Genomic DNA, 15,325 nt, shown 5'->3' on the forward strand with positions numbered 1-15,325 from the left:
CCTCGATGCCGCCCGATCCCAGCGCGCCCCCCGGCGATCGATCCCTGTTCCCGTCGTTCGACGGCCCCGGCGGCCTCGACCGGATCCGCGCCGACCTCCCCGCCTTTCTCCCGGCCATCCGCGCGGTGTGCGAGCGCCACGGGCTCTCGTCGGGCGGGCTCTCCGCCTTCGCGCACGGGACCAACGTGGTCGTCTCGAACGACGCAGGCCAGATCATCAAGCTGTTCCCGCCCTTCCTCCGGCACCAGTTCGAGGCCGAGCGCCTCTCGCTGGGGCGCTTCCACGGGAACGTCCCCGTGGCCACGCCGGAGCTCCTCTGGCAAGCGGAGCTCGAAGGCTGGCCCTATCTCGTGATATCGCGCCTCCCGGGGCGCACGCTCGAAGAGGCCTGGCCCGCGATGAGCGGCGCGGAGCGCGCCGAGGCGCTCGCCCGCATCGGCGAGATCATGAGGGCCGCCCACGCGCTGCCCACCTCTGGACTGGAGAGCATCGATCTCGGCTGGGCTGCGTTCCTGGAGCGCCAGATCGCCGGATGCGAGGGCCGGCACCGGCGGATGGGCCTGCCCGAGCGCCTCGTCTCGCAGATCCCGGCTTTCCTCGAGTCTGCCCGCGCTCTCCTGCCGACGTCCGTCGTCCCGGTCCTGCTGACCGGCGAGTACACGCCGGAGAACCTCCTCGTGACCCGAGCGGGCGGGAGGTGGAGCGTCACCGGCATGATCGACTTCGCGGACGCGTGCCTCGGAGCACCCGAGTACGATCTCCTGGGCCCGTGCCTCTTCCTGTCGGCCGGCAGCGCGGACCTCCAGCGCGCCTTTCTCGGCGCCTACGGATACCCGCCTGCCGACCTGGGCCCAGCGCTGAGCCGCAAGCTGATGGCCCTCGCGCTGCTGCACAGGTACAGCAATCTCAGGTTCCAGCTCAGGCTCGAAGGATGGGAGTCCCAGGTCTCCTCGCTGCCCGAGCTGGAACAGACGATCTGGCCGTTCTGAGGGGAGATCTGGCCGCTCGCGGCCGGCGCGCCCCGCCGCGATCACATGGCCGCGAGCAGGGCGGTGACGTCCTCGCAGGAGTGCTCCTCGACGGCCCGGCAGTTCGCCACGTCAGCCCACGGCCACCAGCCGCACCCCTCGGCGTCCTCCTCGCACGCCGCTTCGAGGTCCGGGGAGACGACGAGGTCGCAGATCTGATGCGGCGACGGCGCCTCCCACACGAGCGTCGGCCCGCACTCCATCCCTTCGCGCCCGCAGTGCCTCTCGCGGGTCTGCACCAGCGCGGTGCCGTCGCCCAGCACGAAGATCAGCGATTCGGTCTCGTCGATGTACGGGCCAGGCGTGAGCAGCGAGCTGAGGACGCCCGTGCCGCCTCCGGTCACCAGCTTGGCCGCGCACGAGAGCGCCTCTGGCGGGCTCGGATAGGCGTGCATGGTGACCGGCTGACAGCTCGGCTCGAAGTCGCAAGCGAACAGATCGAGAGCCGCCGGATCGGGCGCGTCCGCGCCGCCGCCCGACGTGGTGTCCGACGACTCCGGCCCGGGATCCGCGTCGTCGCCCCTGTCCGGCTCCGCCTCGGACTCGGCGCCGTCCGAGCCCTCGACGACGCGCGCGCAAGCGATGACGAAAGGAAGCTGCGCCGCTGCCAGCAGGAGCGCTCCCTGGATGATGCGATGTGCTCTCATGGTGTTGCCCTTTCTTAACGAGCCTGTGGAGGTTGTGCCAGGCATGGCGCATAGCAAGCGGCGCGCCACACCGTCCTCGCATCGCGGCGGCGCCGTTGCGCTCCGCGGCTCCAGCCTCCATCCGCAGGCGGACAGCGCGGGGGCGACGTCGCAACCCGAAGCGCCACGAAATTGACGCGCCGCCTTCAACGCTTGCCGCTGACCCACGACGGCACAAACCGGCCATCGAACTCACCACCCGGCACATAATGACGCAACCCCATGCCTCGAAGCTCTGTTGGAGCGCCCCAAAGCCTCCTCTTGCAATGGCGCTGTTCTCGAAGCAGTATCGCGGCGGAACGGGCCAGCCTGCCTGTACCCCTCTCTTGGTTCATTTGTAATGAGTCTTACTTATCCTCGTTCGCTTCGAGGCACGTGACTGACGCGGCATCTTGGCGTTTTGAATGTCGTGGCGGCGTCGCTCTCGACGGTTGCAGATGCTCAGGGAAACATCGTTTATCAGAACAACGCCTTCTTCCCCATCGACGAGCGGAACTTCATAAGCACTGTCACTCATCACCGCTGCGGTAAGCCAAGAAACGCGCGCACCAGGCCACAGCCACCTCGACGCATGGCGGCATCCCCCCGTGCGCCACGATCACCAAAACGGATGCCGACCCGAAAAATCGAGGCGATTCGTGATCAGATCGGCTTGCTGCGGGAATTCTCCCGGGCCACACCAGCGAGGTGCAACCTGGGTCACACCCAGCCAGCTTGTGCAGAGAAGGCGTACTCTGCCTCCGAGCTTCATCTGTCAACAACTATCGACCACGGAACCCAGCCCGACCGCAGGCAACGCGGCGTGCAGCGAGGGGCCTTCCGCGCCGGACCGTGTCCGCGCGTCAAGGGCGCCTCGCTTCCACGCGCCTCCGGCGGCCCGAAGCGGGCGCGTCCTGTCCGGCGCGGCCGGTGCGGGTCGAGCCTGCGGGCCTCGGGACCGTCGGTGTGCATGTCACGCCGTGGTGATCACCGGGATCGCCACGGCGTGTTCGCTCGGAACAGCGCCTCGTGATCACGATCACGATCGCGCAGATCGCCGCAGGGATTTGGACGATTGCATAGGAGCGCCCGGCCTCAGCGCCGGAGGTCACGGCCCGTGTCCAGCGCGGGCGCGTCGACGACGCCGGTCAGCCGCATCAACGAGGGAAACACCGTTATGAGTTACGCACGCATGGTCATCAGGAAGGGTCGAATCGGATCCTCGCTACTCTGCTTGCTGCTCCCCATGTCGCTCGCTTCGTTGACCGCCTGCGGGTCGGATGGAGCGAAGGGCGATCCGGGAGAGCCGGGCGCGCCGGGCGCGCCGGGCGCGCCCGGCGAGCCGGGGCCCGAGGGCCCGCCCGGCGAGACGCCGGTGTCGCCGGTCGACCCGGTGACGGGCTCCCTGGAGAAGTACGTTTCAACCGAAGGTGGAGCGGATCGCTTCCCCCTCGCCGTGAGCGGCAAGGTCGCTCCGCTGGTCGTCAGCGAGAGCGATTATGCGGGCGTGAACCGCGTCGTGGACGACCTCGCGGCGGACATCCAGCGGGTGACCGGCACTGCCGCGGCCGTCAACCACGAGATCCCGGCGTCGGCGAAGGAAGTGGTCCTCGTCGGGACGGTGGGCAATAGCCCGATCATCGATCAGCTGGTGGCGGACGAGCGGCTCGACGTCTCCGGCTTGACGGGGAAGTGGGAGACGTTCGTCACGCAGATCGTCGAGCAGCCGGTGGAGGGCGTGGACCGTGCGCTCGTCATCGCCGGCAGCGACCAGCGCGGCACCATCTTCGGCGCGTACGACCTCTCCTCGCAGATCGGCGTATCGCCCCTGTACTGGTGGGACGACGTCCCGGCCCAGAAGAAGCAGGCGCTGTTCGTGCTCCCCGGGCAGCACACCCAGGGCGAGCCGAAGGTGAAGTACCGCGGGTTCTTCATCAACGACGAGAACCCCGCGACGGGCAACTGGGCGGCCAAGATGTTCGGGCCGGGCAAGGCGGAGGGCTTCCCCGGAGGGCTCAACCACCTTTACTGGGAGAAGATCTTCGAGGTCGCGCTCCGCATGAAGGCGAACTACATCTGGCCGGCCGTCTGGGGCCGGGCGTTCGGCGAGGATGACCCGGAGAACCACGCGACGGCCACGCGGTACGGCGTCGTGATGGGGACCTCGCACGAGGCCCCGATGATGCAGGGTATCGAGGAGTGGAATCGCCACGTGATCCCGGAGGTGAAGGACGCGGCCGGCACCGTCACCAAGCCGAAGACCGATCCGTACGGCGGCACGGGCGACTGGCGCTTCTCGGTGAACTCCGACGCGCTGAAGAAGCACTGGACCAAGGGCATCCAGCGCATGGTCGACGAGAAGATCGAGGGCGTCGTCACGCTCGGCATGCGCGGCCCCGGCGACGTCAGCCTGCCCCCGGCGGACGGCATCCCGCTCATGGAGAGCATCGTCGACTCCCAGCGGAAGATCCTCGAGGACGTGACGGGGCAGGACCTGACGACCATCCCCCAGATCTGGACGCTGTACAAGGAGATCCAGGGTTACTGGGACGCCGGCATCCGCGTGCCGGACGACGTCACGGTGGTCTATTGCGACGACAACTGGTCCAACATGAAGCGCCTGCCGGAGCTCGGCACGGAGCGGGCCGGCGGCTTCGGCCTCTACTACCACTTCGATTACGTCGGCGGCGGCCGTAACTACAAGTGGGTCGACACGATCCTCCTGCCCAACGTCTGGGAGCAGCTCCACCTCGCCTACAACTACGGCGTGGATCGGCTCTGGGTCGTCAACGTCGGAGACTTCAAGAACGAGGAGCTCCCGCTCCAGTTCTTCCTCGACTACGCGTGGAACCCGGACCGCTGGCCGGTCGAGCGCATCGGCGACTGGGAGCGGCGGTGGACCGAGCAGCAGTTCGGCTCCGAGCACGCGGACATCATCGCCGACATCCTGCACAGCTACGCGCTGCTGCAGTCGGATCGCAAGCCGGAGCTGACCAACCGGAAGATCACCGTCGATTACGATCTCATGGTCAGCGCGCCCACGACCGACGTCCCGGATCCCGACACGGCCGCGATCACGTACGACGACGGCGCGAGCCCGTTCAGCCTCACGAACTACCGCGAGCTCGAGAGCGTCACGGAGGAGTGGGAGGCGCTGGCCTCGCAGGCGGAGTTCGCGGCCAGGCTCCTGCCGGAGGAGGTGCAGGATGCCTACTTCCAGCTCGTGCTCTACCAGGTGAAGGCGACCGCCAACCTGTACGCGCTGCGCCTGGCTGGGTTCAAGAACAAGCTCTACGCGGCGCAGGGGCGCGCGGCCACGAACGACCTGGCGGCCATCGCGGAGGCGCGGCTCCAGGACGATCTGGCGCTCTCCTACTACTACAATCACGATCTCGCCGACGGGAAGTGGGAAGGCTTCCAGACGCAGCCTCACATCGGCTACGGCGCGCCGGGGAACCCGTCCTGGCAGCAGCCGGAGCACCAGTACAACAACATCCAGGAGTTCATCTGGCCTGAGCTCGTCTCGATCGAGGTCCCCGAAGCGGCGGAGCTCGGTGTGGCGATCGACGGATCGAGCAACTTCTGGACGGGCGCCGGGGCAGGCGACGGGAGCACCGCGACCCCCGTGCTGCCCGCGTTCAGCCGGTATCAGACGCAGCCCGAGCAGTACATCGAGGTGTTCAACCGCGGCAGCGAGCCGCTCGAGTACACGATCGACGCCGCTCTCCCGGTCGAGTGCCCCGCCGGCTGGGCCGCGAACACGCCCTGCCCGCCGTGGCTGAACGTCTATCCGAGCCACGGTGTCGTCGACAAGGAGGTGCGCGCGACGGTGAGGGTCGACTGGGTCATGATCCCCACGAACCAGACGTTCCCGGTCGATGTCCCGATCACGGTCACGGGCTCGGACGGGAGCTCGGTGGTGGTCACGGCCCGCGTCGAGGACCCGCGGCAGGTCGCGTGGAAGCCGAACCGCTTCATCGAGGCGAACGGCTATGTCTCGATGGAAGCCGATCACTACAGCCGCGCGGTCAGCACGGATGACGTCGAGTGGAAGCTGCTCCCGGACATCGGGCGCACCGGGTCGGGCGTGACGCCGTTCCCTGTGACGGCCGAGGCCCAGGAGCCCGGCGGCGCGTCGCCTCGCCTCGAGTACGACATGCACCTCACGAGCAGCGGCCCGGTGAACGTGTATGTCTACGTGTCGCCGAGGAACAACTTCCAGAACTGGACCGAGGGCCTGCAGTACGCCGTGTCGCTCGACGACGGTCCGATCCAGAAGGTCAACACGAGCCACGCCGTCGAGCTCAACGGCAACGGCAACAAGATCTGGGAGCGGCACACCTCGGACAACGCCAACATCATGCGCACCAAGCACACGATCGCCGCGGCGGGTGACCACACGCTGAAGGTGTGGATGGTCCATCCTGGCGTGATCGTCCAGAAGATCGTGGTGGACGCCGGTGGCGTGAAGGAGAGCCTCCTGGGCCCGCCCGAGAGCTACTGGATGGGCAAGGGGCCGGAGCAGCAGTAAACCATCGTCTGTGAGCAGTCCGAGGGCCCGCCGCGCACACGCTGTGCGGCGGGCTCTCGTCATTTATGCGCCCCCGTATGCGCCCCGGCGCCTATCGACAGCGGATCTTTCTACCGGCGGCGCCGCGATCGTGGACGCGCCCTCTTCGTGCGCCGTGATCGCGCGAATGGCCAATGGTAGGATCCTCGCCGGGATCAGGGATGCTGCGACAGACGCTGGTATGGATGGGTGTGGTGACGCTGCTTCCGGCGCTCGCCGCGTGCGGTGAGAGCTCGGGGGCCGGCGGGGGCGGCGCCGGTCAGGCCGCGTCGACGGGCGCCGAGGCGTCCACGGGGAGCGGCGCGGGCGGCGCGAGCGGCAGCACGAGCGGCAGCGGAGCCGGCGCGGGTGGAACGTCCGCGAGCACCGGCGGCGCGGGTGGAACGTCCGCGAGCGCGGGCGGCGCGGGCACGGGCGGGAGCGGAGGCGACGGGACGCCGGGCGCGCCCCAGGGCTTCATCCTCGGCGCGGACATCTCCTGGGTGCAGGAGCGTGAGGCCGGAGGCAAGGTGTTCCGCGACATCGATCCGCGGACGGGTGAGCTCGTCGAGAAGGACATCCTCGAGATCTTGAACGCGCACGGGTTCAACTGGATCCGCTTGCGCCTGTTCAACGACCCGACCGCGGTGTACGCCGACGCGGCCGTCGACGACGATCCCTACTCGCGCGAGGGCTTCTGCGATCTCGAGCACACGATCGAGATGGCGCGGCGCGTGAAGCGAGCGAACATGGGGTTCCTGCTCGACTTTCACTACAGCGACGTATGGGCCGACCCCGACGATCAACACAAGCCCGTCGCCTGGACCGATCTCGAGGGCGGCGCGCTGGCGAGCGCCATGCGCGAGTTCACGCGGGACGCGATCGAGCAGCTGAGCGCCGCCGGCGCGCGACCGGACATGGTCCAGATCGGCAACGAGATCCCGCAGGGGCTACTGTGGCCTGACGGCTTCGTCACCGGGCAGGCGTTCCAGGGGCTGGGCTCGCTCCTGAAGGCCGGGATCCAGGGCGTCAAGGACGCCGACGACACGATCACCGTCATGCTGCACCTCGACCGCTGCGACGACAACGCGACGACGCGCTGGTGGGTCGACGGGGTGCTCGGGCAGGGCGTCGAGTTCGATGTGCTCGGCCAGTCCTGTTACACCGAGTACCAGGGGCCGCCCTCGGGGTGGAAGGCGAACTTCGATGATCTCGTGAAGCGCTATCCCGACCTGAAGTTCGTGGTGGCTGAGTACTCGTGGGAGAAGCGCGCGGCCAACGACCTGATGTTCAACATCCCGGACAAGCGCGGGCTCGGCACCTTCATCTGGGAGCCGACCGAGTGGCACGAGCGCATCTTCTCGCCGAACGGAGATGTCATCGAGAGCATGATCGCGCCTTATGATCAGATGAAGGTCGACTACCGGGACTTCTGAAGCGGGGAGCAGGTTCGTGGCGCTCCCGAGGGCCCCGTTTCACGATCACCGTGGCACGTATCCCCTGGCGCTGAGCCCGTCGCGATCCCAGGGCGCCCGCCCGTCGCACCAGCGGGCCACCGTGCGTGCGCTGAGCCCGAGCGCACGGCAGGCACGAGCTCCCGCAGGCTGTGGAGTGACGGCGGCGTCCTTCGACGCATGGGTCAAGTCGTTGATATAGCGTCGCTTTTTTCATGGGAGTGTGCCAGCTCGCAGCGACGAATGCGCTGCCGACCGGGGCAAGGTCCCGCAGTTGGGGCTTGACGTTTCGGAAGGCTTTGGATTTCCTTCTCTCTGCGTTGGTTCGTCGATTTCTCGTCGTTAGGCCAGAGCGCGCCGCCGACCCTGCTCCCACGGGAGGCGCCAGGGCCGGCACCGGGCGCCCAGGAGGAGAGCGGGAGGCGACGGGGGCGCAGCGGGTGAGCGGCTCCCGGCAGGGGGGTCGCGAGGCGCTGTGTCTCCTTCAGCCATCAGGGGGAGCGCCGTTCTCGAGCACACGGCAGAACCAGCGTCGGCTGACGAAAGCGAGCGGGACGCAGATCAATGAACCGAAACAGTCAAGCGCACCTCGGTGACGACGCTTATCAGGTCACGGAGACCGTGGCCGTGTTGCCGCGCAGCATCTGGCGGCGCGCGCGCCGCGCGACCTCCGGCGCGAGCGTGCTGCTGCACTCGCTCCGGAACGAGGTCGCTCAGCCGCGCCGGGTCCTGGAGCTCGAGCTGCAGATGTGGCGTCGAATCGGCACGCTCGCGATCGACGGCGACGTGCGCGAGGTAGACGGCGAGCTTTCGCTCATCATGGAGGACTTCGGAGGCGCACCGCTCGAGATTCCCGCGAAGGGTCTGGAGGTCGGAACGTGCCTGGAGCTCGCGCTCGGCATGTCTCGCTTGCTGCATCGCTCGCACGAGCAGGGGCTGCTTCATGAGGACATGAGCCATGGCAGCTTTCTGGTCAATCTCGAGACTCGACGTGTCGAATTTGCCGATCTCCTGGCAGTCTCCGAGGACGCGGCAGGCGGCGCCGCTTGCGAATCCGCGCCCTCACTCGCCCACATCGCGCCAGAGCGGACGGGCCGCCTCAACCGTCGCCCCGATCATCGAGCAGACTACTATTCTCTGGGCGTCACGCTCTTCCAAATGCTGACGGGCCAGCTGCCGTTCGCGGCGACCGACGCCATCGGCTGGGCTCACGCGCACGTGTCCAAGCGCGCTCCGCTCGTCACCGAGCTGTCGCCCGACATACCGCCGCTCCTCGCACAGCTCGTGTCCAAGCTGCTCGCGAAGAATCCTGACGAGCGCTACCAGAGTGATCACGGGCTGCTGAGCGACCTGACCACGCTCTGTGAGAGCTTCCGGCGAACGCAGACCCTCCCTGCCGTGGTCCTGGGGGAGAATGACGTTTCCAGTCAATTCATCGTCAGTCGAGACGTCCAAGGACGCGACGCCGAGCTGTCCGCGCTGGCAGGCGCCCTCCACGACGTGAGCTCCGGCAAGAGGCTGCTCGTCCTCATGCCAGGAGCCGCGGGCGCCGGAAAGTCCGCCGTACTCGCGGAGTTCCTGCAACAGCACAGCGGAGCGCCGGCGCGCCTCTTGTCGACGGCGTTCGAAGAGCGAGCTCAGGCAGTGCCGCTGTCTGGCTTGGCGCAGGTGCTACGACGCCTGGCAGGGGACCTGCTGTCGCTCTCCGAAGCCGAGCTGACGGAGCTGCGGCAGCGCGTGACCGCAGCTCTGGGGCACAACGCAGGCATCATGACCGAGCTGGTGCCGGCGCTCCACTGCGTCACCGGTCCCTCCACGTCCATCGTCGCGTTGAACCCCATCGAGGCGCGGCGCCGGTTGCAGCATGTCTTCCTCTCCTTCATCCGTATCTTCGCCACGCCGGAGCGTCCCCTCGCCTTCGTGCTCGACGATTCTCAGTGGCTCGACGCCGCCTCTGCCGAGGTGCTGTCTGCCATCCTGACGAACCCCGACTCGAGTCACGTGATGGTGCTGGCCGCGCTCCGCGGCGGTGATGTCAGTGACGCGCCGACGCTCCTGAGCCTGCAGAGAACGTTGCACCGGGCGAAGGAGGTCGTGCTGACGTTGCCGCTCGGGCCGCTGTCCTCCGAGGCGGTCGCGGCGATCGTGGCTCGCTCGCTGCGCGCGCCTGTCGCTGAAGCCCGCGGGCTCGCGGAGATCGTGAGGCGCAAGACCGACGGTAACCCGTTCTTCATCGGTCAGCTGCTCGTTTCCTTGCATCGACAGGGCATCCTGCGCCTGGAGGTCGAGCGCGGCCGATGGTCCGCTGACCTGCAGCGCGCGGAGGCGCACCCCGCTTGCGACAATGTCGGCGCGTTGATGGCGGAGCGCCTCGAGAACCTCTCTCCCGAGGCGGCGAGGCTGCTGTCTGCCGCAGCGTGCTTCGGCATGCGCTTCGATCTGCAGACCCTGTCGGAGGCCGTGGACAGACCGCTCGCGGCCTGTCTCGAGCTCGTTCGCGAGGGGCTGGCCCATCGTCTCCTGTCCGAGGTCTCCGTCGAGGCTCGAGCGGAGCCGTCAGCGCCTGGCCGGAGCCACGAGCCTGCATCGTACGCCTTCGAACACTCGCGTGTGCAGCAGGCGGCGCTCTCACGCGCCAGCGACGCGGAGCGCGTCGCAGCTCATGGTCGCATCGGACGGATCCTGCGCGAGCGCCTGCGGGGCGATCGCGCGCCGAGTCGGATCTTCGAGGTGCTTCATCATCTGAACGCCGCTCGCCGCGCGATCCATGACCGAGAAGAGCGCCTCGACCTCGTGGAGCTCAACCTGACCGCGAGTCACCAGGCGCTTCAGAGCGGCGCGTGGAGCATCGCGGGGACCCACGCCGAGATCGCCGTCGAGCTGCTGGCCAGCTGCGAGGGCGAACGTTCGTCGGATCTGGCCTTTCGAGCGATCTTCGCGCGCGCCGAGACAGCGTTCGTGCTGGCTGACCCGCATGTCGAAGCGTTCTGCGAGGAGGCGTTCAGGCTCGCCCCCGACCGCCTGGCGCGCGGCCGAGTTCATGTCTTGAAGACCCGGATCCTCGAGCACGGCGGGCGAATGCTGGACGCCGTGGTCCAGGTGCGCGCGGCCCTGGCCGAGTTCGGCGTGCGCTTGCCGGAGGCGCCCGACGAGATCAACCAGGGCATCGGTGAGGGTATCGGCAAGCTGCAGGCGCACCTGGCGCGCGTGACGATCGAGGGCCTGCCGGCGCTTCCGACGGCAGAGGACGCAGAGGCGCGCCTGGTCCTCGAGTTGCTGGCGCAGGTGATTCCTCCGGCGTTTCAAACCTATCCGCCCTTGTTCTTCCTGGCGGAGCTCATCATGTTCGACCTGGCGCTAAACCGCGGCGTCGACGCGGTCTCGTGCAAGAACTTCGCTGACTGCGGCATCATCCTCCTCGCGATGCTGGGCGACTACGATGCCGCCTATCGCATCGGCCTGGCTGCCTTCGAGCTCTTGAAGCGCTTCTCGCCGACCCCGGTCGAATCGGGCGTGTGCTTCGTGTTCGTGGGCTTTCTTGCGCACTGGAAGGGGACTTACCGAGATCTGTTCGCGGTTTACGACCGAGGGGAGAAGAGCGGGCTCATGCTCGGCGACCTACAGCACGTCGCCTACGCCAAGAGCGATCGCGCCCAGCGCTCGTTCTTGGTCGGCGCGCGGCTGCGGGCCTGTCGCGAGCAGGTAGCGGAGCTGCGGCGGTATTTGACGCACATTTCGGCGGCAGGTCAGCTGGTCAATGCGCTGGTCGTCGAGCGAGCCGTCGCTCGATTGACGGCGCGCGAATCGGAGAGGCAGGCCGTCGCCGCGGCCGACCACGAGGCGACCGCCGTGGTGGTTGCCGAGAAGAGCACCCAGTACTGCTACGCCTACGGGCAAGCCCAGATGATGACGAGCTTCATCCTGGGCGACTTCGCTTCGGCGCGTCAGTGGACGGAGTTCACCCGGGAGTTCTTGATCATCGCGTCGGGGCAGTTCTCGCTTCCCGATTACAAGCTCTTCGAGGGGCTGCTGGCGGCGAGGGCGTGCCGCGAAGGAGGCCCGGAGGCGCGGGAGGCCCTGCTCGCTGTCATCGAGGAGAACCTGAAGCAGCTCGAGGCTTGGTCCCGTCTGTGCTCGGAGAACTTCGCTCACAAGGCCCACTTCCTGGCCGCCGAGCACGCGCGCCTGACGGGGCAGCCGCTGCAAGCCGTGCTCGCCCGCTACCGCGACGCGATCAGAACGGCCGGAGACGGGTTCATCCATTTGCGGGCGCTCGTCCACGAGCACCAGGCTGAGATGTGGCTATCGCTGGACGAGCCCCTTCACGCCAGGACATGCCTGGAGACGGCTTACCGGCTCTACGCTGACTGGGGCGCCACGGCGAAGCTCGAATTGCTGGCGCGTGAGCACCCCGCTTTGCTCGCGGATGCCGCCAGAGGAGACATCGCGACGCCGCGCGGCGCGATGGCGGCCGGCCAGGGTTTCGACAGCGCGTCCCTGCTCAAGGCAACGCAGAGCATCTTCGTCGAGGTCGAGACCGAGCGGCTGTTCGCCGCGCTGATGGCCACGTTGATCGAGAACGCCGGGGCGGAGCACGGCTGCCTCGTCTTGCAAGACGACACCGATCGCACGTACTACGTGGAGGCGCGCGCCCACGTGGAGCGCCCGATCACGAGCCTTTCGCAGCGCGTGGAGTACTCGGAAGCCGAGTTTTTGTGCCCCACCGTCGTCAGCTACGTGCTGCGCACGGGAGAGGCCGTCACGCTGGACGACGCATCGAAGGCCGGCGCCTTCCAGGCGGACCCGCAGATTCGAAGGCGGAGCGTACGTTCGGTGCTGTGCGCTCCCATCATGCGCAAGGGCGACGTCCTGGGCGCGCTGTACGTGGAGAACAACGTCAGCGCGTATGCTTTCACGCTCGATCGATTGGCTGCGTTGCAGGTGATTGCCAGCCAGGCGGCGATCTCGATCTACAACGCACAGCTCTACGAGAGCCTGGAGCGACGAGTGGCCCAGCGCACCGAGGAGCTGGCGCTCAAGAACCGTCAAATCGCTTCGATGCTCGACAATCTGGACGAGGGCGTCTTCACCATCGACCGGAACCGCCGCGTCGAACCGGGATACTCTCGACGATTGGCGGAGATCCTCGGCGGTGCAGAGCTGGTCGGTCGCGACTGCCTCGCGCTGCTGTTCGATGGCTCCAGCGTGCGACCGGACGCGCGGAGCGCGGCAGAGGCAGCGCTCAGCTGCGCCTTCGATCAAGAGCCGTGGCTGGCGGCGCTGAATACCCACCACCTGATCCGTGAAGTGGAGCGTACGGGTCCCGGCGGCAAACCCCAGTTCTTGGAGATCACTTGGAACTTCATCGAGTCGGAAGCGGGCCAGGTGGAGCGCCTGCTGGTCACGGTTCGCGACGTGACCTTGCTGCGTATCTTGCGGCAAGCGGCGCGCAACAAGGAGCGCGAGGTCGACATCATCGTGCAGGCGCTCGATTGCGGCGTCGAGGCCACACGAGCGTTCTGCGTCAACTGTCGCGAGCTGCTAGCCGCAAATCGCGCGGCGCTCGGGCCGGACGTCGAGAGCTCCGAGCAGCTCTGTGATGCCGCCTTGCGCGACCTGCACACCCTGAAAGGCAACGCTCGCCTGCACGGCTTCACGCACCTGGTGGACTGCCTGCACTCTGCGGAGCACGCCTGCCAGGCGTTGCGCCGGGAGCCAGAGCAGCCCGTCGACAGGCGCGAACTGCTGGAACAATTGGACGCCGTCGAGCGAACGATCGCGGAATACGAGTCGGTTTGCCAGGAGAGGCTGACGGCCGTGATCAAGGGGCTGGATGAACGGAGCGAGGGTGTCCTTCACGACATCCGGGGCCTGGTCGCGACGGCCGCTTCCACCGACGCGGCCGAGGAGCTGGTGCGCAAGCTGCGTGGAGTCCTCGCGCGCCTCGACCCGACGTCGGTGGCGCGCGTGGTCGACGAGACGCGCGAGATGTTGCCGAGCTTGGCCGCGGAGCTCGGGAGGCCCGCGCCGGCGGTGCTCACGGAGCAGGCCGAGGCGCAGCTGGCCAGCGACTGGACGGGACTCGTGAAAGACATCCTGGTTCAGTGCTTTCGCAACTCCCTCTATCACGGCATCGAGAGGCCCGACGTGCGAGAGCTCGCGGGCAAGCCGGCGCAGGGCCGCATCGAGGTTCGCGTGCGGAGCGGACCGGGCGGGCTCGAGCTGCAGATCTTCGACGATGGCAGCGGACTTTCACTCGAGAAGCTGCGTCGGCGGGAGGGCGTTCATGCGCTGCCCGACGAAGCCCTGGCCGACCAGATCTTCCTGTCCGGCGTCTCGACCGCAGAGACGATCGGTCAAGTAGCCGGTCGAGGTGTCGGGCTCGACATCGTGCGCGCGAGCCTCCGGGCTCGCGGCGGTGACGCCCTGGTGCGCTTCACCGGGGAGGAGCGCGATGGCCACCGGCCGTTCATGCTGGTCCTCCTCATGCCGAAGAGCGCGCTCGCCTCCCGCTCCTGCGAGCCCCCGGTCGTTCGGCCCTCTTCCTCGCAGACCTCCTGACGCGCGCCTCGGCCGTCACGTCGACCCGCGGCGCCTCGGCGCCCTCGGTCACGGCGGCTCGCATCTGCATCTGTCGGGCGCGCCCGCGAGGGGTATGCTGGCGGGCGTCGTGGACTGGGATGACGTGCGCCATTTTCTCGCGCTCGCTCGAACGGGCTCCGTCCGCGCGGCGGGCTCGATGCTCGGCGTGAGCCACTCGACCGTGGCGCGGCGGGTCGAGGCCCTCGAGGCGCGGCTCTGCGTGAAGCTGTTCGACCGGCACCGCGACGGGTACCAGCTGACGGACGCGGGCAACGAGATGGTCTCGGGGGCGGAGCGCGTCGAGCGGGAGATGGCCGCGCTGGAGCGCGGCCTCGCCGGGCAAGACGCGCGGCTCGAGGGGCCCGTGCGGGTGACCTGCACCGACCCGTTCATCGCGAAGATCCTCCTCCGCGCCCTGGCCGGCCTCTGCGAGCAGCATCCCGGCATCGAGCTCGAGCTGGATGCCGACGCCAAGAACCTGGATCTGTCGAAGCGCGAGGCCGACGTCGCGGTGCGCGCGCTCTTGCCCGGCGCGTCCCCGCCGGAGCACCTGATCGGGCGGCGGCTCGCCCCCATCACCCTCTGCAACTACGTCGCGACCGCGCACGCTGCCCAGCTCGACCCCGAGCGCGGCGCGCGCCCCGCGCGCTGGCTCGGATCCAGCGTGCTCAGGATCGTCAAGGAGCTCGTCGCGTCGTCGAGCTATCCCGAGGTTCCCATCTGGGGCACGTTCGAGTCGCTGGCGATCATGATGGAGGCCGCACACGCGGGCCTCGGCTTCGTGATGTTACCCACGTACGCCGGCGATCCGGAGCCCGGGCTGCAGCGCCTCGCCAAGCCGGACCTGCGCCACGTCGCCGATTTCTGGCTCCTCAGCCACCGCGATCTCCGGGACAACGCGCGCCTGCGGGCCGCGCGCGAGGGCATCACCGCGGCGATGACGGAGCGCGCGGCGCTGTTTCGCGGCGAGGCCGAGGGGTGGCGCGAAACTGCGCCCCTGCGTCACGAACTTGCACCGGGCGCGGACGCGCCGCGTGCGTAGATTCT

6 protein-coding genes are annotated in these 15,325 nt (G+C 68.2%); 5 read left to right on the forward strand and 1 reads right to left on the reverse strand.

Annotated features, from left to right (window positions below; translation table 11 throughout):
• Positions 1-5: 5 nt before the first annotated feature.
• Positions 6-989, forward strand: a complete 984-nt coding sequence (locus WMF39_RS36160; RefSeq protein WP_437741027.1) for a phosphotransferase family protein — start codon at positions 6-8, stop codon at positions 987-989.
• A gap of 41 nt (positions 990-1,030) precedes the next feature.
• Here the strand turns inward: WMF39_RS36160 and WMF39_RS36165 are convergent, their stop codons facing one another.
• Entirely contained in the window at positions 1,031-1,675 is a 645-nt protein-coding gene (locus WMF39_RS36165) for a hypothetical protein (RefSeq protein ID WP_437741028.1), read from the reverse strand.
• Between the two features lie 1,264 nt (positions 1,676-2,939).
• On the opposite strand from WMF39_RS36165, the gene WMF39_RS36170 reads away from it, so the two are divergent.
• The 4 genes from WMF39_RS36170 to WMF39_RS36185 all read left to right on the forward strand — a co-directional run bounded on the left by WMF39_RS36170 (position 2,940) and on the right by WMF39_RS36185 (position 15,320).
• The gene (locus tag WMF39_RS36170) at positions 2,940-6,224 is read left to right on the forward strand and encodes a glycosyl hydrolase 115 family protein (protein ID WP_437741029.1); all 3,285 of its coding nucleotides are present in this window, start codon (positions 2,940-2,942) and stop codon (positions 6,222-6,224) included.
• 233 nt (positions 6,225-6,457) lie between these two features.
• Complete coding sequence (locus WMF39_RS36175; protein WP_437741030.1) at positions 6,458-7,678, forward strand: glycosyl hydrolase 53 family protein; 1,221 nt, start codon at positions 6,458-6,460, stop codon at positions 7,676-7,678.
• Positions 7,679-8,317: 639 nt separating this feature from the next.
• The gene (locus WMF39_RS36180; protein ID WP_437741031.1) at positions 8,318-14,257 is read left to right on the forward strand and encodes an AAA family ATPase; all 5,940 of its coding nucleotides are present in this window, start codon (positions 8,318-8,320) and stop codon (positions 14,255-14,257) included.
• A 109-nt stretch (positions 14,258-14,366) separates the two neighbouring features.
• Positions 14,367-15,320: a LysR family transcriptional regulator gene (locus WMF39_RS36185; RefSeq protein ID WP_437741032.1), complete on the forward strand. Its 954-nt coding sequence runs from the start codon at positions 14,367-14,369 to the stop codon at positions 15,318-15,320.
• Positions 15,321-15,325 lie beyond the last annotated feature (5 nt).

The sequence above is a fragment of the Sorangium sp. So ce1504 genome (assembly GCF_051521635.1).
Classification (GTDB): Bacteria; Myxococcota_A; Polyangia; order Polyangiales; family Polyangiaceae; genus Sorangium; species Sorangium cellulosum_B.

What these genes read in the sequence shown, in the direction of transcription:
- WMF39_RS36160 (WP_437741027.1), top strand. Translation starts at nt 6, where the DNA reads ATGCCGCCCGATCCCAGCGCGCCCCCCGGCGATCGATCCCTGTTCCCG.
- WMF39_RS36165 (WP_437741028.1), bottom strand. Translation starts at nt 1,675, where the DNA reads ATGAGAGCACATCGCATCATCCAGGGAGCGCTCCTGCTGGCAGCGGCG.
- WMF39_RS36170 (WP_437741029.1), top strand. Translation starts at nt 2,940, where the DNA reads ATGTCGCTCGCTTCGTTGACCGCCTGCGGGTCGGATGGAGCGAAGGGC.